Annotated in this window: 15 protein-coding genes and 1 other RNA gene; 13 read left to right on the top strand and 3 right to left on the bottom strand. The window is 65.6% G+C overall.

Annotated features, from left to right (window positions below):
• Positions 1 to 2 precede the first annotated feature (2 nt).
• Entirely contained in the window at positions 3 to 1,088 is a 1,086-nt protein-coding gene (hrcA, locus tag BN69_RS03520) for a heat-inducible transcriptional repressor HrcA (RefSeq protein WP_014890175.1), read from the top strand.
• Positions 1,089 to 1,244: 156 nt separating this feature from the next.
• Here the strand turns inward: hrcA and BN69_RS03515 are convergent, their stop codons facing one another.
• Positions 1,245 to 3,488 (bottom strand): primosomal protein N', encoded by a 2,244-nt coding sequence (locus tag BN69_RS03515; protein ID WP_014890174.1) that lies wholly within the window; start codon positions 3,486 to 3,488, stop codon positions 1,245 to 1,247.
• Positions 3,489 to 3,587: 99 nt separating this feature from the next.
• On the opposite strand from BN69_RS03515, the gene BN69_RS03510 reads away from it, so the two are divergent.
• Positions 3,588 to 4,079, top strand: a complete 492-nt coding sequence (locus BN69_RS03510) for a hypothetical protein (RefSeq protein ID WP_014890173.1) — start codon at positions 3,588 to 3,590, stop codon at positions 4,077 to 4,079.
• 18 nt (positions 4,080 to 4,097) lie between these two features.
• On the opposite strand, the gene BN69_RS03505 is transcribed toward BN69_RS03510, so the two are convergent.
• Positions 4,098 to 5,357: an NAD(P)/FAD-dependent oxidoreductase gene (locus BN69_RS03505; protein ID WP_014890172.1), complete on the bottom strand. Its 1,260-nt coding sequence runs from the start codon at positions 5,355 to 5,357 to the stop codon at positions 4,098 to 4,100.
• Positions 5,358 to 5,683: 326 nt separating this feature from the next.
• Between BN69_RS03505 and rnpB the strand changes: the two genes are divergently transcribed.
• Positions 5,684 to 6,063: RNase P RNA component class A (gene rnpB / locus BN69_RS18600), an RNA gene on the top strand.
• On the opposite strand, the gene BN69_RS03500 is transcribed toward rnpB, so the two are convergent.
• Positions 6,063 to 6,611, bottom strand: a complete 549-nt coding sequence (locus tag BN69_RS03500; RefSeq protein ID WP_014890171.1) for a GNAT family N-acetyltransferase — start codon at positions 6,609 to 6,611, stop codon at positions 6,063 to 6,065. The two genes, rnpB and BN69_RS03500, sit on opposite strands and share 1 nt — an antisense overlap.
• A 245-nt stretch (positions 6,612 to 6,856) precedes the next feature.
• Here BN69_RS03500 and rsmH point away from each other — a divergent pair, with 245 nt between their 5' ends.
• The 10 genes from rsmH to murC are packed head-to-tail and all read left to right on the top strand — an operon-like array spanning position 6,857 to position 19,114.
• Positions 6,857 to 7,858, top strand: a complete 1,002-nt coding sequence (rsmH, locus tag BN69_RS03495; protein ID WP_051013377.1) for a 16S rRNA (cytosine(1402)-N(4))-methyltransferase RsmH — start codon at positions 6,857 to 6,859, stop codon at positions 7,856 to 7,858.
• On the top strand, positions 7,858 to 8,271 hold the full coding sequence (ftsL, locus tag BN69_RS03490; protein ID WP_014890169.1) for a cell division protein FtsL: 414 nt from the start codon (positions 7,858 to 7,860) through the stop codon (positions 8,269 to 8,271). Before rsmH ends, ftsL begins: the two co-directional genes overlap by 1 nt.
• Positions 8,268 to 10,043, top strand: coding sequence for a peptidoglycan D,D-transpeptidase FtsI family protein (locus BN69_RS03485; protein WP_014890168.1), 1,776 nt, complete (start codon positions 8,268 to 8,270; stop codon positions 10,041 to 10,043). The genes ftsL and BN69_RS03485 overlap by 4 nt, the downstream gene beginning before the upstream one ends.
• Entirely contained in the window at positions 10,043 to 11,494 is a 1,452-nt protein-coding gene (locus tag BN69_RS03480) for a UDP-N-acetylmuramoyl-L-alanyl-D-glutamate--2,6-diaminopimelate ligase (protein ID WP_014890167.1), read from the top strand. Before BN69_RS03485 ends, BN69_RS03480 begins: the two co-directional genes overlap by 1 nt.
• A complete protein-coding gene (locus tag BN69_RS03475; RefSeq protein ID WP_014890166.1) occupies positions 11,491 to 12,909 on the top strand; it encodes a UDP-N-acetylmuramoylalanyl-D-glutamyl-2,6-diaminopimelate--D-alanyl-D-alanine ligase in 1,419 nt (472 codons plus the stop codon). Before BN69_RS03480 ends, BN69_RS03475 begins: the two co-directional genes overlap by 4 nt.
• A gap of 9 nt (positions 12,910 to 12,918) precedes the next feature.
• Positions 12,919 to 14,001 carry a phospho-N-acetylmuramoyl-pentapeptide-transferase gene (gene mraY, locus BN69_RS03470; RefSeq protein ID WP_014890165.1) on the top strand — a complete coding sequence of 361 codons (1,083 nt, stop codon included), beginning with the start codon at positions 12,919 to 12,921 and terminating at the stop codon, positions 13,999 to 14,001.
• A 2-nt stretch (positions 14,002 to 14,003) separates the two neighbouring features.
• Positions 14,004 to 15,431, top strand: a complete 1,428-nt coding sequence (gene murD / locus BN69_RS03465; RefSeq protein ID WP_014890164.1) for a UDP-N-acetylmuramoyl-L-alanine--D-glutamate ligase — start codon at positions 14,004 to 14,006, stop codon at positions 15,429 to 15,431.
• The gene (locus BN69_RS03460) at positions 15,428 to 16,582 is read left to right on the top strand and encodes an FtsW/RodA/SpoVE family cell cycle protein (RefSeq protein ID WP_014890163.1); all 1,155 of its coding nucleotides are present in this window, start codon (positions 15,428 to 15,430) and stop codon (positions 16,580 to 16,582) included. The genes murD and BN69_RS03460 overlap by 4 nt, the downstream gene beginning before the upstream one ends.
• 13 nt (positions 16,583 to 16,595) lie before the next feature.
• Positions 16,596 to 17,711 (top strand): UDP-N-acetylglucosamine--N-acetylmuramyl-(pentapeptide) pyrophosphoryl-undecaprenol N-acetylglucosamine transferase, encoded by a 1,116-nt coding sequence (locus tag BN69_RS03455; protein WP_014890162.1) that lies wholly within the window; start codon positions 16,596 to 16,598, stop codon positions 17,709 to 17,711.
• The gene (gene murC, locus BN69_RS03450) at positions 17,708 to 19,114 is read left to right on the top strand and encodes a UDP-N-acetylmuramate--L-alanine ligase (protein ID WP_014890161.1); all 1,407 of its coding nucleotides are present in this window, start codon (positions 17,708 to 17,710) and stop codon (positions 19,112 to 19,114) included. Before BN69_RS03455 ends, murC begins: the two co-directional genes overlap by 4 nt.
• Positions 19,115 to 19,277: the final 163 nt, after the last annotated feature.

Raw genomic sequence — 19,277 nt, 5'->3', positions numbered from 1 at the left:
GAATGATCCGCAACGCCCCGCTTGCCCACCCTTCAGCCCTGAGCCTCGCGCAGCTCAGCGAGCGCGCCCGCGAAATCTTCCGGCATATCGTCGACAGCTATCTTGCCTCCGGCGATCCGGTCGGCTCGCGCAATCTCGCCCGGCTGCTGCCGATGATGCTGTCGCCCGCCTCGGTGCGCAATGTCATGCAGGATCTGGAGGAGCTCGGCCTCATCTATGCGCCGCATACGAGCGCCGGACGTCTTCCGACCGAGCTTGGCCTGCGCTTTTTCGTCGATTCCATGCTGCAGATCGGCGACGTCGAGGAGAATGAGCGCGCGCGCATCGCCGCCGAAGTTGAAGCGGCTTCGAAAGACCATGATTTCCCCGGCGTCCTGGCGGAAGCGACGAGTCTGCTGTCGGGACTGACGCGCGTCGCCGGCGTCGTCGTCGCCTCCAAGGACAATGTGCGTCTAAAGCAGATTGATTTCGTGCGGCTCGAGCCCGAGCGGGCGTTGGTCATTCTCGTCGCGGATGACGGATCGGTCGAGAACCGCGTGATTCCCGTCGCGCGCGATCTACCGGCTTCGGCGCTTACCGAAGCCGCCAACTATCTGAATGCGCGCGTTTGCGGACGAACCATCGCGGAAGCGCGCGCAAGCATCGAAAGCTCGCGTCAGGCCGCGCAAATGGAGCTCGACGAACTCGCCGCCCGGCTTGTCGCAGCGGGGCTCGCGACCTGGGCGGGCGCAATGGGCGAATCGCGGCAGCTGATCGTCCGCGGCCAGGCGCATCTTCTTGAGGATCTGACCGCCGCCGTCGACCTCGAACGCGTCCGGCTGCTGTTCGCCGATCTGGAAACGAAGACCGAGGTTATCGACCTTTTGGAGCGCGCCGAACAGGGCGAAGGGGTGCGCATCTTCATCGGCTCGGAGAACAAGCTGTTCTCGCTCTCCGGCTCGTCGATGATCGCCGCGCCGCTGCGCGACAGCGAACGTCGGATCATCGGCGCGCTCGGCGTCATCGGCCCGACAAGGATCAACTACGCTCGGATCGTGCCCATGGTCGACTATACGGCCAGGGTCGTGGCGCGAGTCATCGGAGGGTGAAGCGTCGCGCCGGGTCCGTCTCTAGAGCGCTTCCCGATCACATGGAATCATGTGATCGATAAGGAATCGCTCCAAATCAAAACGTTGGAGCAGGTTCTCATCGAAAAAGTCTGTCAACTTTTTCGGAACCTGCTCTAATCGGCGAACAGCGACAGCTTACGAAAAATTCTGCGGGTCGACGTCCACCTGCACGCGCACGCCGCCGCGCTCCTTCGGTCCGGCCGCGAGCATGTCGCGCAGAAACGCCTGCATGTCGGCGCTGCGCGGTCCTTTGGCGAGCAAGCGGAATCGATAGCGGCCGCGGATGAGCGCGATGGGCGCCTCCGCTGGACCAAGCAGCGCGATTTCATTCTGCTCTGGCCAGGCGCCGTGGGAGGCGATTTTGTAGCGCGGCGACGGCGGCAGTTCATGCGCGGCTCGGGCGAGCGCGCGCGCATGGTCTTCCGCCGTGGCGGCGTCCTTGGCGGAAACGATCAGGGCCGCGAGACGGCCGAAGGGCGGCAGTCCCGCGCGTTCGCGGATGGCGATCTCCTGTTCGTAGAACTTTTCCGCGTCTCCCGAGAGAAGCGCCGCGATCACCGGATGCGACGGCTGAAACGTCTGGATCAGCGCGCGGCCGGGCTTGTCGCCGCGCCCGGCGCGCCCTGTGACCTGATTGAGCAGCTGAAATGTGCGCTCGGCGGCGCGCGGATCGCCGCTGCCCAAGCCCAGATCCGCATCAATCACGCCGACCAGCGTGAGATAAGGAAAATTATGGCCCTTGGCGACGAGCTGCGTGCCGATGACGATGTCGAAACCGCCCTTCGCGATTTCCTCCAATTCGCGCCGCAGCCGCTCGGCGCCGCCAGGAAAATCCGACGAGAGGACGAGTAGGCGCGCATCCGGAAAGAGCGTCGCCGCTTCTTCCGCAAGTCGCTCGACTCCCGGTCCGCAGGCGGCGAGCGAATCTTCGCTGCCGCACTCCGGGCACAGGGTCGGACGGCGCTCGACATGGCCGCAATGATGGCACATCAGCGCGCGGCGGAAGCGATGTTCGACGAGCCAGGCGTCGCAGTTTTCGCAGCGGAAGCGATGGCCGCATGTGCGGCAAACCGTCAGCGGCGCATAGCCCCGCCGATTCAGAAAGAGCAGCGCCTGCTCGCCGCGCGCGATGGTTTCGCCGACCGCCAGAGCGAGGCGCGGCGCGATCCATCGGCCGCGCGGCGGACCTTCCTTGCGCATGTCGATCGCTTCGAGCGTCGGCATCAGCCGCGCGCGCGCCCGCGAATCGAGTTTGAGGTAGCCGTAGCGCCCGCGCATGGCGTTGACGCGGGTTTCGATGGAGGGCGTCGCAGAGGCGAGAACGATCGTGGCTTCCTCTATCCGCGCGCGCACGACCGCCATGTCGCGCGCGTGATAGCTCACGCCGTCGTCCTGCTTGTAGGCGCCTTCATGCTCCTCATCGACGACGATCAGCCGCAAATCCGAAAAGGGCAGGAACAGCGCCGAGCGCGCGCCGACGACCACGCGCACGTCGCCCGTCGCGCAGCCGCGCCAGACGCGCGCGCGTTTGCGCGCCCCGACGCCGGAATGCCACTCCGCCGGCTTTTCGCCGAAACGGTCCGCGAAACGCTCAAGAAATTGAGTCGTGAGCGCGATTTCCGGCATCATGACGAGCGCCTGTCCGCCCGCCTTGAGCGCCTCGGCGATCGCTTCGAAATAGACCTCGGTTTTGCCCGAGCCGGTGACGCCTTCGAGGAGAAAAGGCTTGAACGCCCGCGGGGAAAGCGACGCCTTCAGCGCGTCGGCGGCGTCCTGCTGCGCGGGCTCCAGCGCCGGCGCAGCGAACAGCGGGTCGAGCGGCGGCGAAATCGGCGTCGGCGATGCTGCGATCGTCTCCAGCGCGCCCTCGTCGACGAGCGCGTCGATGACGCCCGTCGAGCAGGCGGCGGCTTCGGCAAGCGCTTTCTTGGCGAAAGCGACGCCGCCTTCCGCGGCTTTGAGGACGCGTGCGCGGGTCGGCGTCAACCTTGCCGGGACCTCGCCCGTCGCGCGATAGAGAATGCGCGGCGCCTCGGGCCCGGCCTCTTCCGCGGCGCGCGTGGCGAGCCGCAGCGCCATGCCGCGGGGGGTGAGCGTGTAGCGCGCCAGCCAGTCGATGAAGCCGCGCAGCTCTTGCGAAAGCGGCGGCCGGTCGAGACGGGCGCTGACCATTTTGAGATTCCCGCCCGGGCCGGAGTCGCCGTCGATCGACCAAACGACGCCATAAGCCTCGCGTCGCCCCAAGGGCGCCGTGACGCTGTCGCCGGGGGAAAGCCGCATCGCCGCCGGGGCGAGATAGGAATAGGTCGAATCGACCGCGACGGGCGCCAAGATCTCGACGACTCGCGCTCTTTCGTCCTCGTCCTGCGCCGCGCTCATGCCGAGGGCTTAATCCATTTCCGGTCCCCAGCAAAAATTTTCTGGAACGAAGCGGCGCGCCGCCGGTTCGAAGTATTCAACGTCTCCACGGAGCCTTCGATGGAAAAGATGTCGCGCATCGGTCTGTCAGCGCTTGTGACGGGAAGCGTCGCAAGCGTCATCTCGACCGCCGCCCTGGCGGCGCTGGCGAAGCTTGAGGGCAGGGGCGCGCTTGAGCCCACCAACGCCACCAGCCATTGGCTTTGGGGGCGCAAATCGCGCGGCCGGCGCGACGTCGACACCGCACACACGGCGGTGGGCTACGCGACGCATCACGCATCGGCCGTCTTCTGGGCTTTCCCGTTCGAGGCCTGGCTGGCGATGCAGCCGCCCCGCTCAACGTTCGAACTGATCGGCGATGCGGCGATGATGTCGGGAATCGCCGCCACGGTCGATTATGGCGTCGCGCCCAAGCGAATCACGCCGGGCTGGGAGCTCGCCTTGTCGGACCGTTCGATGATCGCGGCCTTCGCCGCCTTGGCGGTCGGTCTGGCCTGCGGCGCGGCGACGTCTCGCGCGCTTCTGGGGGAAGCGGAGATGGAGCAGAGCTAGCGACTCCGGCCAAACGAATTAGCGCGTAATCAGTCGCGAGCCTCGATTGCCCGTCAGATAGGTCGCGATCCAACTGATCGCGACGAAGAAGCGGCTGCGCAAATTCACCAGAAAATAGATGTGCACGATGCTCCAGAAGAGCCAACCGGGAAAGCCGGTCAACTCCAGTCGGCCGAGTTTGACGATCGCCGAGTTGCGGCCGATGGTCGCCAAATTGCCGTAGTCGCGATAGCGGAAGGGTTTGCGCGGAAAGCGCCCTTGCAGACGCAGCCGGATGGCGCGTCCGGCGTATTTGCCCATCTGCTTGGCGGAAGCGGCGAGCGCCGGAACCGGCGCGCCGTCAGGGCCGATCAGGAGCGCGAGATCTCCAATCACATATACGTCGGGAAGCGTAGGAACGGTCAGGTCTTCGCTGACCGGAATGCGTCCGGCGCCATCGCCTTCGACGCCCAGCCAATGCGCAGCGGGGGACGCTCGCACGCCAGCCGCCCAGAGGATGACGCCTGCGGGGATCTCGTTCTCTCCAGCGACAATTCTGTCCTCGAAGACCTGATCGACAGGCAAATTCGTGCGCACGTCGACGCCGCTGCTTTCCAGCGCATTGCGCGCGTAGTGCGACAGCCGTTCAGGAAAGCTTGCGAGAATGCGGGGCCCCGCCTCGAGCAGAATGATGCGCGCCTTCCGTGGATCGGCGCGTCGAAACTCCGGCGGAAGCGTTCGCCGGGCGAGTTCGGAAATCGCGCCGGCGAGTTCGACTCCCGTCGGACCGCCCCCAACAATGATGATGGTCAGCAGCCTCTCGCGCTCGATGGGGTCGACGCTGACTTCGGCGCGTTCAAAGGCGAGGAGCAGCTTGCGGCGGATGAGCGTCGCGTCCGAGATGGATTTCAGCCCCGGAGCCAAGCTCGCCCAGTTGTGGCCGAAATAGGAGTGGGTGGCTCCTGTCGCGACGACGAGGAAATCATAGCCGATCTCGCATTTGTCGGTCTTGACGATTTTGCGGGCGGCGTCGACGCTCTCAACCGTGAGCATCAGCACCGTCACGTTCTCTTGGCGCCGCACGATGTGGCGTATCGGCCAGGCGACATCGGGCGAAGCAAGGGCCGCCGTCGCAACCTGATAGAGCAGGGGCTGAAAGCAATGATGATTGTTGCTGTCGAGGATGAATATGCGCGCTCCGGCGCCGGCAAGCGCCTGCGCAGCCGCAATCCCGGCGAAACCGCCGCCGATGATGACGACGCGAGGTTTACGCCCGGCGGCGCTGCTGTGCTGCTGCATATGAACCATCCATGATCGGGGCGAGTCGTCGACTGGGCCAGCCACGCGTCGCGACTAAGGATTTAAGCCGTCAAAGGCGCCAAGGTTCCAATCCGCGCGACGCCTTCCGCCGACATCCTTAGGCAAGGCGACAAACTCAGCCAGTGCAGGGCGCGACGCTTCGCGGGTCGCGCCGAAATTGCGCATTTCAACTGTCGGAGCTTCTGCGGCGCCGTCAGGCGACGAAGAACCAGTTTATGAGATTGACGACGATCGCCGAGCTGTCCAAGGCGACGTTTTGACGCCCTTCTTGCATTCCGTCGCGCGGGCGCCTATCCCTCAAGAGGCCAGTCGGCTGGACGGCCGCTGCCGAAATGCAGAGGAAAGTCCGGGCTCCACGGAGACACGGCGCCGGATAAGGTCCGGCGGGGGCGACCCCAGGGATAGCGCCACAGAAAGCAAACCGCCGCGCAAGCGGTAAGGGTGAAAGGGTGCGGTAAGAGCGCACCGCCCGAACGGCGACGTTCGGGGCACGGCAAGCCCCGCCGGGAGCAAGACCGAATAGGGGCGACGGAAGGCCTTAAGCGCGAGCTTTTGCCTTCAACCTGTCTCCGGGACTGTCGCCCGGGTTGGTTGCTAGAGGCGGGCGGCAACGTCCGTCCCAGAGGAATGGTCGTCACGTTCTGCATAGAACGTACAGAACCCGGCTTACAGGCCGACTGGCGTTTAGATCAGGGGTATTTCGTAGAGGAGATAAGCGGCTTCGGCGAACCAGGACGGCGCGCATCGACGCAGGAGCACGCCGCCATTGGCCTCGATCACGCGGCGCGAAGCGACATTGTCGACGTCGCAGCTTAACCGGGCGATTCCGATCCCCATGCCGCGACAGATATCCAGTGCGAGCGCGAGCTGGCGCTTGCCATATCCGCGCCCCTGCATCGACGGCCGCACGCCATAGCCGAGATGGCCGCTGAAATGCGCCAGCAAATGGGTGTCGATGCGCGCGCGGATCGTAATGGCTCCGATGAATCTCTCTCCATCGGTCAGCCAGAAGGCGTTGGCGGGAACGCTGGGCAGCTTTCGCTCGCCGAATGCGACGGGGTTTTGTCCGTCGCGGTCGAGACCCGCGAGGTGGCCCGCGAAATCCTGCTCTACGGCCGCGATTTCCATCGCGTCGTAACCGCGCCCGCCGCCGACGGACAGGCCTTCCCGCAGCGCGTCGAGATAGCTTTCGCGAAAAAGCGGCGTCGGCCGGACTAGAAAGCTGTGATTCATCCTGCTTGCGCCGCCTTGAGGCCGCCAAATTCGCGCCACCGTAAACGCTCCCTTAACGATAAAAAAGCCTAATGAAGGCGGTTGCCGAAGGCGCGTGGCGACCAGCCTGCTTTCGACGCCTCGCGGGTTTCATGTCGACCAAGACCGCTCAGCCGCAATCGAACCGTCTTGGCGAGCCAGCGCTCGCTGGGCGCACAGGATCGCGCCGGCCTTGCGTCGCGCGCCGCCTGGTGAGGAGCATGATCATGACGTCGGCGCCGCATATCCCGGTGCTGCGCGAGGAGGCGATCGCCGCCCTCGGCGTCCATCGCGGCGGCCGCTATATCGACGCCACCTTCGGCGCCGGCGGCTATACGCGCGCCATGCTGACGCAGCCGGAGACGCGCGTGCTCGCCTTCGACCGCGATCAGACCGCGGTGAGCGCCGGCCAGGCGCTTGTCGATGAGATGCGCGGACGGTTGACGCTCGTTGAAGCGCGCTTTTCTCAAATCGAGGACGTTGCGCGCGCGCAAGGCTTTGCGCCGCTGGACGGCGTCGTCTTCGACATCGGCGTCTCGTCGATGCAGTTCGACCAAGCCGCGCGCGGCTTTTCCTTCCGCGCCGACGGGCCGCTCGACATGCGCATGGAGGGGCGCGGGCGCAGCGCCGCCGACATCGTCAATGAAGCGGATGTGGAGACGCTCGCCGATATCCTTTATGTCTACGGCGAGGAGCGCGCCGCGCGGCGTATCGCCCGCGCTATCGTCCATGACCGTGAGATCGCGCCTTTCACAACGACAAGAGCGCTGGCCGAAATGATCGCTCGAGTCGCTCCCAATCGCGCCAGCGACATTCATCCGGCGACCAAAAGCTTTCAGGCGTTGCGCATCGCCGTCAACGACGAGCTTCAGGAATTGCTGAAGGGGCTGCTTGGCGCGGAACGGCTTCTCACTGAGGGCGGTCGTCTCGTCGTCGTGACGTTCCACTCGCTTGAGGATCGTATCGTCAAGCAGTTTCTCGCCGAACGCTGCGGTCGCGGCGAAACCGGCTCGCGCCGGCTTCCCGGCGAAACGCCGCCGCCGCCGCCAAGCTTCGTCTGCGAAGGTCGCCAACCGGTGACGCCCGCGCCCGCCGAGACGGCGGCCAATCCGCGCGCGCGTTCGGCCAAACTGCGCTACGCCACGCGCACGGCGGCGGCGCCCCATCCGCTCGACGACAGGCTCGCGCGACTCGCGCGCCTGCCGGATCGCGACAAGGGAAAAGCCTGATGCTGCGGCTCCTCAACATCGTTGCGGTTCTCCTGCTGGTCGGTTCGGCGGTTTACGCCTATTCGATCAAATATCAGACGAGCTATCGCGCCGAGCAGATCGCAAAGACCAAGATCGAGATCAGGCAGGAGCGCGACGCCATCGCGGTGCTGCGCGCCGAATGGGCTTATATGACCCGGCCGGAGCGCATTCAGCAGCTCGCCGACGCCTATCTGACCGGCATGAAACAGCTTGAAGCGACGCAGATCGTCGCCGCGCAATCGCTTCCCGAGAGATCGCCGCGCGTCGACTCCATCGGCAATAAGCTTGACGCGCTGGGATTGAGCATGCCCGCGACGCCGCCCGTCCCCGGCAGCGCGCCGACGACCACGCCCAAAGCGCAGGGACAAAGCCAAGAGCGACGCAAGCCATGACGCAGACGATGCGCGACACGCAACCCTCGCCACGGTCGGAAGGCAAGATAGGCGCGATGCTGCGCGCCCTGTTTTCGACGAGTCTCGCGCTGAGCGCATCGCGCATGCGGCTCGCTGCGCTGGGCTTTCTCGTGCTTTATGCGGTGATTGCGATCAAGCTCGTCTATCTCGGCTTTAAGCCGGAGGCGGCGACGTCGCGGCGCGCCGCGGCGGAGGCGGTCGCGGCGTCCCGCCCGGACATCATCGATCGCAACGGCGAGGCGCTCGCCAGCGACGTCAAGGTGATGTCGGTGTTCGCCGAGCCGCGCCGCATCATCGACAAGGACGAAGCGACCGAGCTGTTGACCGCGGTCTTGCCCGGCCTTGACGCCCGGGAATTGCGAGAGCGGCTCGGCTCCAAGAAGGGCTTCGTTTGGGTGAAGCGCGAGGTGACGTCGCATCAACGCGACGAGGTTTTCCATCTCGGACTGCCGGGCGTCGGCTTGATCGCCGAGAACAAGCGCGTTTATCCCAACGGACCGATCGGCGCGCATGTGCTTGGCTTCGCCAATGTGGACAATCAGGGCATCGCCGGCATCGAGAAATACATCGACGGGCAGGGGCTCGCCGATTTGCACGGCGCCGGCTTCGGCGTAACGCCGGAGGAGCTCAAGCCCGTGTCGCTTTCGCTCGACATTCGGGCCACGCATGCGTTGCGCGACGAACTCGAAAAGGGCGTAACTCATTTCAAAGCGAAGGCGGGCGCCGCGGCGATCATGGACGTCAACACCGGAGAGGTCATCGCGCTGGCGTCGCTTCCCGACTACGATCCGAACAAGCCGACGGAAGCGCTCGATCCTCTCCACATCAACCGCATGAGCGTCGGCGTCTATGAGATGGGCTCGACCTTCAAGGCGCTGACCATCGCGATGGCGCTCGACTCCGGCAAGGTCAATCTGAATTCACGGCTCGACGCGCGCGGCGTGCTCTCTTTCGGGCGCTTCAAGATCCATGATTATCACGCGCAAAATCGCGCGCTCACGCTGCCGGAGGTCTTCACCTATTCCTCCAATGTGGGCACCGCGCGCATGGCGATGGGACAGGGCGTGGAGCGGCACAAGGCGTTTTTGCGCAAGATGGGCCAGCTGACCCGCATGCGCACCGAACTGCCGGAAAGCGCCGAACCGATCGTGCCGAAAAACTGGGGCGAGTTGAACACCATGACCATCGCCTTCGGGCATGGCCTCGCGGTGGCGCCGCTGCAGGCGATGATGGCGGTCGGCGCGTTGATGAACGGCGGCTATCTGATCACGCCGACGTTCATCAAACGCAGCGAGGAGGAAGCGAAGGCGGGCGCCGAACGCGTGATAAGGCCGGAGACCAGCGAGGCGATGCGCTATCTCATGCGCCTCAACGCCGAAATCGGCACGGCGCGGAAGGTGAATGTCCCCGGCTACTACGTCGGCGGCAAGACCGGCACGGCGGAAAAGGTCGTCAACGGTCATTATTCGAAGACCAAGCTGTTTAACACCTTCATGGCCGTCGCGCCCTCGGACAAGCCGAAATATCTGTTCCTGACCATCATGGACGAACCGCAGGGCTTGCCGGAAACCGGCGGCTACGCGACGGCGGCCTATAACGCCGGCCAAGTCACGGGCGAGATCATTGAGCGCGTCGGTCCGATCCTCGGCCTCGCGCCGCGCTTCGAGCCGCCGCACCAGCCTTTCCCGCTTCTCGCCAAATTGGGTTATGGCTACGCCAATGTTCCCGCCCGCGGCGGGGGAGGGCATTGATGCTGTTGTCCGAACTGCTCGCGACGCCTGACCTTGAGCCCGCCTTGCGCGGGCTTGCCGTCTCTGGCCTGACGGCGGATAGTCGAATGGCGCGCGGCGGTTTCGCCTTTTTCGCCATCCCGGGCCACGCCGGAGACGGCCTGTCCTATGTCGCCGACGCGAAATCGCGCGGCGCCTGCGTCGTCGTCGCTCAACGGCGCGCCGAATGTCCGCTGCCGCTCGTCGTCGTCGATGACGTTCGGCGCGCCCTGGCCCTCGCCGCGGCGCGCTTCTTTTCTCGCCAGCCGTCGACGATCGCGGCCGTCACCGGAACGAGCGGCAAGACCTCGGTCGTGGCCTTCCTGCGCCAGATCTGGGCCGCGCTTGAACATGAGGCGGCGTCGCTCGGCACCGTCGGAATCGTCGATTCGCGCGGCGCGCATTACGGCGCGCTGACGACGCCCGGGCCCGTCGAACTGCACCGAACGCTGGACGAACTTGCGGGACGCGGCGTGACGCATCTCGCCATGGAGGCGTCGTCGCTCGGGATCGATCAGCGGCGGCTCGACGGCATGCGCGTCGATGTCGCCGGCTTCACCAATTTCTCGCGCGACCATCTCGACCATCACGCCAACATGGAGGAGTATTTCGCGGCGAAGATGCGGCTCTTCGACACGCTGCTGCACCCGGGCCAGACGGCGGTGATCGACGCGGACAGCGACGTTGCGTCCCGCGTCATCGACATCTGCCGCGCCAGGGGCCTCACAATTTTGAGCGTCGGTTCGAAGGGGGAGACGATAAGGCTCCTGTCGGCGACGCCGTCCGCCTTGGCGACGTCGCTGCGGCTCCGCCACAATGGCGTCGCCTATGCGGTCGATCTGCCGCTCGCCGGCGCGTTTCAGGTCTCGAACGCGCTCGTCGCCGCCGGGCTGGCGATCGCCAGCGGCGATGACCCGGCGCAGGTCTTTGCGGCGCTCGAAGCGCTCAGCGGCGCGCCGGGGCGGCTCGAACTCGTCGGTCAGCGTAATGGCGCGCCGATTTTCGTCGATTACGCGCATAAGCCCGACGCGCTGGAGAAAGTGCTCGCCACTTTACGGCCGCTGACAAAAAAACGCCTGATTGTCGTCTTCGGGTGCGGCGGCGATCGTGATCGTGGCAAGCGCCCGCTGATGGGAGACATCGTCGCCCGCGCGGCCGATGTCGCCATCGTCACGGACGACAATCCGCGCAGCGAGGACGCCGCCGCCATTCGCGCAGAAATTCTCGAAGGAACCCGCGGCGGCGCGGCGCACATCATCGAGATCGGAGACCGGCGCGCGGCGATCGCCAACGCCGTCGCGGGGCTTGAAGCGGGCGATGCGCTCGTCGTGGCTGGAAAGGGCCACGAAACCGGGCAGATCGTCGGCGACCGCGTTTTGCCTTTCTCCGATCATGAGGCGATTGCGCAGGCGCTCAAGGAGAATCATCCATGACCAAGAGGCCGTTATGGTCGGGATTGGCGCTGGTCGGCGCGCTGCGGGCGCGCGCGAGCGGCGGCCTTGCGCGCGAAGCCCACGGCGTTTCCATCGACACGCGGACGCTTCAGCCCGGCGATCTGTTCTTCGCCATCAAGGGCGAGACGCGCGATGGTCACGACTTCGTGCGGATGGCGTTTGAGAAAGGCGCGGCGGCGGCGGTCATTGATGAAGCGCATGCGCCCGAGCTTTCCGGCGCCGGGCCGCTTTTCGTCGTCAGAGACGTGCAACGCTCGCTTGAGTCGCTGGGCGCGCGGGCGCGCGAGCGAAGCGCCGCCTTCATCGCCGCCGTCACCGGCTCCGTCGGCAAGACCTCGACGAAGGACATGATCCGGCTCATGCTGTCGCGTTTTGGCGAAACGCATGCCTCGGCGGCGTCCTATAACAATCACTGGGGCGTGCCGTTGACGCTTGCGCGCATGCCGGCGGAGGCGCGCTTCGGCGTGTTCGAACTGGGCATGAATCACGCCGGCGAGATCGCCGCCCTCGTCGCGCAGGTGCGCCCCCACGTCGCCGTGGTCACCCGTATCGCCCCGGTACACCTCGAATATTTCGGATCAATCGAGAAGATCGCGGACGCCAAGGCCGAGGTTTTTTCCGCGCTCGATGGCGGCGTCGCGATCATCAACCGCGACGACGGATTTTACGAGCGTCTCGCCGCGGCGGCCGGCCCAACCGCCAATCATGTCTTCGGTTTCGGCGAGACGGAACGCGCGCATGCGCGGCTCCTGTCTTACGAGCCTGCCGGCGAAGGCGCGCTGATCGAGGCGGAAGTTCTCGAGCGGCGGCTGCGCTTTCGCATCGGCGCCCCCGGCAAGCATATCGCCGTGAACGCGCTCGCGGCGCTGCTCGTGGGCGCGGTTTTCGACGTGGATCTGGAGGAAGCCGCGGCGGCCTTCGCCGAATTCACGCCGCCGTCCGGACGCGGCCGGCGCGAGAAAATAGCGACGCCGGACGGCGAGTTTACGCTTATCGACGAAAGCTACAACGCCAACCCGACCTCCATGCGGGCGGCGCTGCAGCTGCTCGGCGGCGCGGCCACAGGGCCTGGAGGCCGGCGCATCGCCGTGCTCGGCGACATGCTGGAGCTCGGGCCCCAGGCGGCCGAACTGCACGCCGACCTTGCTCAGGATCTTATCGACGCCAGCGTCGATCTGCTATTCACCTCGGGACCGTTGATGTCGCGCTTGAGTTACGCTGCGCCTGATTCGATGCGCGCCGCGCATCGGGCGACGCCGCTGGAGCTGGAAGAGGCCGTTCTCGCAGCGGTTCGCGCCGGCGATGTGGTGATGGTGAAAGGCTCCAATGGTTCGCGGATGGCGCGGATCGTCTCGGCCTTGAAAAGCGCATTCGCTCGCGAAATGGCGAACTGAGGAGAGACGATGCTAACGCTGCTTGCGGACTTCTCTTATCTATACAGTCCGCTAAACATCTTCCGCTACATCACTTTTCGCGCCGCCATGGGGGCGGCGACGGCGCTGTTCTTCGTGTTTTTCTTCGGACCGGGCGTCATCGCCGCGTTGCGCATCAAACAGGGCAAGGGCCAGCCGATCCGCGAGGACGGACCGGCGTCGCATCTTGTGACCAAGAAAGGCACGCCGACGATGGGCGGCCTGATGATCGTCTCGGGACTGGTCGCGGCGACGCTGCTCTGGGCGAATTTGCGCAACGCCTATGTGTGGATCGTGCTCTTCGTCACCATCTGCTTCGGACTCATCGGCTTTTACGACGATTATCTCAAGGTGACCAAGCAGTCGCACGCCGGCTTCTCGGGCAAGATGCGATTGGCGCTCGAGTTTTTGATCGCCGGACTGGCCTGCTACGCGCTGATGGAAACCGGCGGCGACAACATGACGAAGCTCGCCATCCCCATGGTGAGGGGCTATGTCGCGACGCTGGGTCCGCTCTTCATTCTCTTTGGCGCCTTCGTCATCGTCGCCGCAGGGAACTGCGTCAATCTCACCGACGGCCTCGACGGGCTCGCCATCGTGCCGTCGATGATCGCCGCCGGCGCCTTTGCGATCTTCGCCTATCTCGTCGGCAATTCGATCTTTTCGAACTATCTCGGCGTCAATTACGTCGCGGGCGTCGGCGAATTGACGATCGTCTGCTCGGCATTCATCGGCGCGGGACTCGGCTTTCTGTGGTTCAACGCGCCGCCGGCGCAAATCTTCATGGGCGACACCGGCTCGCTGGCGCTGGGCGGGCTCGTGGGCTCCGTCGCCGTCGCGGTGAAGCAGGAATTCGTGCTCGTCATCGTCGGCGGGCTCTTCGTGATCGAAGGCGCGTCGGTCATCATCCAGGTCGTCTATTACAAGCTCACCGGCAAGCGCATCTTCCTGATGGCGCCGATCCATCATCATTTCGAGCAGAAGGGCTGGAAGGAGCCGCAGATCGTCATCCGCTTCTGGATCATCGCCTTTGTCCTCGCCCTGATGGGCCTCTCGACCTTGAAGCTGAGGTGACGATGACGCCGGTCGAGACATTCAAGGGCAAGCGGGTCGCGCTTTTTGGCCTCGGCGGGTCGGGCCTCTCCACGGCGCGCGCGCTGATCGCCGGCGGCGCGCAGGTCGCCGCCTGGGATGATGGCGAGGCGGGCCGCCTGAAGGCGGTTGCGCAAGGCGTCGCGCTCGAGGATCTTGCTGCGGCGGATTGGAGCGGCTTCGATGCGCTCATCCTTTCTCCCGGCGTGCCGCTGACCCATCCCGAGCCGCATTGGACGGTGCTGGCGGCGCAGGCTGCGGGCGTCGAAATCATCGGCGACGTCGAATTGTTCTGCCGCGAACGTGAAGCGCGCGCCGGAGGATCGCCCTTCATCGCCATCACCGGCACAAACGGCAAATCGACGACGACGGCGCTGATCGCGCATATTTTGCGCGAAGCCGGCCGCGACGTGCAGCTCGGCGGCAATATCGGCGTGCCGATTCTCGACCTCGAGCCGCCATCGGACGAGCGCATTCACGTCATCGAATGCTCGTCGTTCCAGATCGATCTCGCGCCCTCGCTGGCGCCGACGGTCGGCGTATTGATCAACATCACGCCGGACCACATCGACCGCCACGGGACGATTGAGAATTACGCCGCCATCAAGGAGCGCCTCGTCGCCGCGGCCGAAGTGGCGCTGGTCGGCGTCGACGACGCCTATTGCCATGCGATCGGCGCGCGTCTTAGCGAAGCCGAGACCCCCGAGCGGCGCGTCGTGCCGATCTCCGGGAAGCGCGCGCTCGACTGGGGATTTTATGTCGAGGATCGAAGCGTCTATTTCCGCGAGCAGGGACATCCGCCGGAAGAAGCCGAGCTGATCGGTTCGCTCGACGGCGCGCGCGCGCTGCGCGGCGCGCATAATGCGCAGAACGCCGCCTTCGCCGCCGCCGCCGCGTGGGAGTGCGGATTGGACGACGACGAGATCGCGCGCGGCCTGTTGAGCTTTCCTGGCCTGCCGCATCGGATGGAGGAAGTCCGGCGCATCGAGCGTGCGGTCTTCGTCAATGATTCGAAGGCGACCAACGCCGACGCCGCCGAAAAGGCCTTGGTGAGCTATACCGACATCTACTGGATTCTCGGCGGCCGATCGAAAGAGGGCGGCGTCGAACCGCTGCGTCCGCATTTCTCGCGCATCCGCAAAGCCTATCTGATCGGCGAGGCCGCCGACGATTTTGCGCGCACGCTGGAAGGCGCGCTGCCTTTCGAACAGTGCGGAACGCTTGACGTCGCGACGACGCGCGCGGCGCTCGACGCGCTTGCCGAAGGCGCGCCCGAGCCGGTGGTGCTGCTGTCGCCGGCCTGCGCCTCCTATGACCAGTTCGCCAATTTCGAGGCGCGGGGCGATGCGTTTCGCGGCGCCGTCGAAGGGCTTCCCGCCGTGATCGCGGCGCGAAAAGGAGGGCTGACATGATCTCCCGCGCGGAACGAACGCTATTCTCCGACTGGGCGTGGACCGTCGATCGCTGGCTGCTCGCGAGCCTCGCCCTGCTGATCGTCGCCGGTCTCGTCTTTTCCATGGCCGGCAGTCCGCCCGTCGCGGAGCGGCTGCATCTGGCGACCTTCCACTTCGTCAACCGGCAGGTGCTCTATCTTCTGCCGGCGCTGGTCCTGATGATTGCGACCTCGTTTCTTTCGCCGCGTCACGTGCGCCGACTGGCGCTGGTGATCTTCGTCGTCTCTCTCGCGCTCGTCTTCGCCACCATCCTCTACGGCCAGGAAGTGAAGGGCGCGAGGCGATGGATTTTCGGGATCCAGCCGTCCGAATTTCTCAAGCCCGCATTCGTCGTGCTCGTCGCCTGGGCCTTCTCCGAAGGGGCGCGTCGCAAGGATGTTCCAGGCAATCTGATCGCGCTTCTGCTGCTGCCGATCGCGATCGCGCCGCTGATGCTGCAGCCTGATTTTGGCCAGACGATGCTGATTTCTATTGTGTGGGCGGCGCTGTTTTTCATGGCCGGCTTGCACTGGATCTGGGTTGTCGGATTGGGCGGGCTAGGCGGCGTCTCGGCGCTGCTCGCCTATAAATTCGTGCCGCATGTCCATGCGCGCATCGAATCCTTTCTGGAGCCGCCGCCGCCGGTCGCAGGCGTGCCGGCGAATTTCCAGTCGGAGACGGCGCTCGAGAGCTTCATCGCCGGTTCGTGGTTCGGCAAGGGCCCGGGCGAAGGGGTCATCAAGCGCATCCTGCCCGACTCGCACACGGATTTCATCTTCGCGGTCATCGGCGAGGAGTTCGGCGTTCTTATCTGCATCGCGCTCGCCGCGGTGTTCGCCTTCGTCGTGGTGCGGGGGTTATTCTCGGCGGCGCGCAACAGCGATCCCTTCTGCCGTTTTGCGACGGCGGGACTGGTGATGCTGTTTGGCCTGCAGAGCTGCATCAATATGGCGGTGAACGTGCATCTGATGCCCGCCAAGGGCATGACGCTGCCCTTCGTCTCCTATGGCGGCTCTTCCCTGATTTCGCTGTCGCTCGGCATGGGTTTCTTGCTCGCCGTCACGCGTAAGCGGCCGCGGTCCCGCGTGCTGAGCGAGCTCGCCGCGACGGGCGCGCCCGCCGCCGCATGATAAAAGCTTCGGTATGAGCGATTCGCCGATTCTCCTCGCCGCCGGCGGCACCGGCGGCCATCTTTTTCCGGCCGAGGCGCTCGCGCATGCGCTCGGCGCCCGCGGGCTGGCGGTGGAGCTGGTCACCGAGGAGCGCGCCCTGCGCTACGGCGGCGCCTTTCCGGCGCGGGCCATGCATGTGATTCCCGCCGGCACGCCGCGGGGCGGCTCGCTGCTGGCCAAAGCCCAGGCGGTCGCGCGTCTCGCCCTCGGCACGGCGCAAGCGGCCGCGCTGCTGCGTCAGGTCAAACCGGCCGCGGTGATCGGTTTCGGCGGCTACCCCACCGTCCCGCCCTTGCTTGCGGCGTCCTATCTCGGCGTGCCGAGCGCTCTGCACGAAGCGAATGGCGTCATGGGCAAGGCCAATCGCTTTCTCGCCGGCCGCGTCGACAGGATCGCCGCCGGCCTACCGACTCTCGCCGTGCCGGCGGCCCTGCAAAGCAAGCTCGTCGTCACCGGCAATCCGGTGCGCCCCAAGGTGCTCGAGGCCGCCAAGATTCCCTATCCTTCGTTCGACGATGGAATGTTCCGGCTGCTCGTCGCCGGCGGCTCGCAGGGCGCCCGCGTCATGGCGGACATCGCGCCGGCGGCCGTCGCGGCGCTGCCCGACGCGCTGCGGGCGAAAGTCGCCGTCGTGCAGCAGGCGCGTCCCGAAGATATCGCGCGCGTCGAGGCGATCTACGCCGGCGCCGGGGTCGGCGCCGAGATTGCGCCCTTTTTCGCCGACTTCCCGGCGCGGCTCGCGGCGGCGCATTTCGTCATCACCCGCGCCGGCGCGTCGACGGTCTCGGAGCTTGCGGTCGTCGGGCGACCGGCGATGCTGGTGCCGCTGCCGCATGCGCTCGACCAGGATCAGGCGGCGAACGCCGCTTTTCTCGAAGCGGCCGGCGGCGCGGAAACCGTGCGCCAGAGCGACTTCACGCCGGAATTTTTGACGCGGCGGCTTTGCGACCTCATCAATGCGCCGACGCAGCTTTCCGCGCGCGCCACAGCCGCAAAAAGCGTCGGCGTCGCCGACGCCGCCGATCGTCTCGCCGATCTGATCATCAGCGTCGCGGGAGTGGACGTCGCGCAACGGAGACAGGGATGAAACTGCCGCGGGAGCTCGGGCCAATCCATTTCGTCGGCATCGGCGGCATCGGCATGTCTGGAATCGCCGAAGTGCTGCTCAATCTCGGCTACAAGGTGCAGGGGTCGGACGCCGCCGAAAACGCCAACGTCAAGCGTCTCATCGAAAAGGGCGCGACGGTCAGCATCGGACATGACGCGAAAAATCTTGGCGACGCCGCAGTCGTCGTCGTCTCGACCGCAATAAAGCGCGACAATCCCGAACTTGTCTTGGCGCGCGAAAAACGTCTGCCGGTCGTGCGCCGCGCCGAAATGCTCGCCGAGCTGATGCGCCTCAAGCAATGCGTCGCCATCGCCGGCACCCATGGCAAGACGACGACGACCTCGCTCGTCGCCACGCTGCTCGACGCCGGCGGCCTCGATCCGACCGTGATCAACGGCGGCATCATCAACGCCTATGGCACGAATGCGCGTCTTGGCGCCGGCGACTGGATGGTGGTGGAGGCCGACGAAAGCGACGGCACGTTTCTCAAACTGCCGGCGGACGTCGCCATCGTCACCAATATCGATCCCGAACATCTCGACCATTTCCATACATTCGACGCCATCAAGGAAGCCTTCCGCAACTTCGTCGAGAATATTCCCTTCTACGGCTTCGCGGTGATGTGCCTCGATCATCCGACCGTGCAGGAGCTCGTCGGCCGCATCGAGGACCGCCGCGTCATCACCTATGGCGAAAATCCGCAGGCCGACGTGCGTCTGCTCGACGTCGATCTCGAGGGCGGCGTGTCGAAATTCAATGTGCTGCTGCGCGACCGCAAGACGTCGCAGGCGATCTATCTCGAAAATCTCGTCCTGCCGATGCCGGGCCATCACAATGCGTTGAATGCGACGGCGGCGGTCGCCGTCGCCAATCAGCTCGGCCTGTCGCCCGAACAGATTCGCAAGGCGCTCGCCGGCTTTGGCGGCGTCAAGCGGCGGTTCACGAAGACCGGCGAATGGAACGGCGTGCAGATTTTCGACGACTATGGACATCATCCGGTCGAAATCGCCGCCGTGCTGCGCGCGGCGCGCGCCTCGACCAAGGGCAAGGTCGTCGCGCTGATGCAGCCGCATCGCTATACGCGGCTGCAGTCGCTTTTTGACGCTTTCGCCACCTGTTTCAACGACGCCGACGTGGTCATCGTCGCCGATGTCTATCCGGCGGGCGAGCAGCCGATCGATGGGGTCAATCGCGACGCGCTCGTTTCCGCGATCAAGGCGCATGGCCATCGCCGCGCGATGGGGCTGCCTTCTCCCGAAGTGCTGGCGGCGATGGTGCGCGAGATTGTCGCGCCGGGCGATTATGTCGTGTGTCTTGGCGCCGGCAATATCACCCAATGGGCCTATGCGCTGCCGGAGCAATTGGCGGCGGGGCAGGGGTGATGGCGTTGGTTTCGCCCCCTCCCTGTCCCTCCGCGCTAAAGCGGAAGAGGGGACCCTAACGAGCGGCGCTCGCGGGGCTTGGACGAAACGCGCGACCCGCTCCCTCTCCCGCGACGCGGGGGAGGGTCGGACGCTTCGTAGCTTGTGACGAAGCGTCGTGAAT

The sequence above is a fragment of the Methylocystis sp. SC2 genome (assembly GCF_000304315.1).
GTDB lineage: Bacteria > Pseudomonadota > Alphaproteobacteria > Rhizobiales > Beijerinckiaceae > Methylocystis.
Note: the sequence above shows the minus strand (reverse complement) of the source record. Positions and strands in the feature narration are given on the sequence as shown.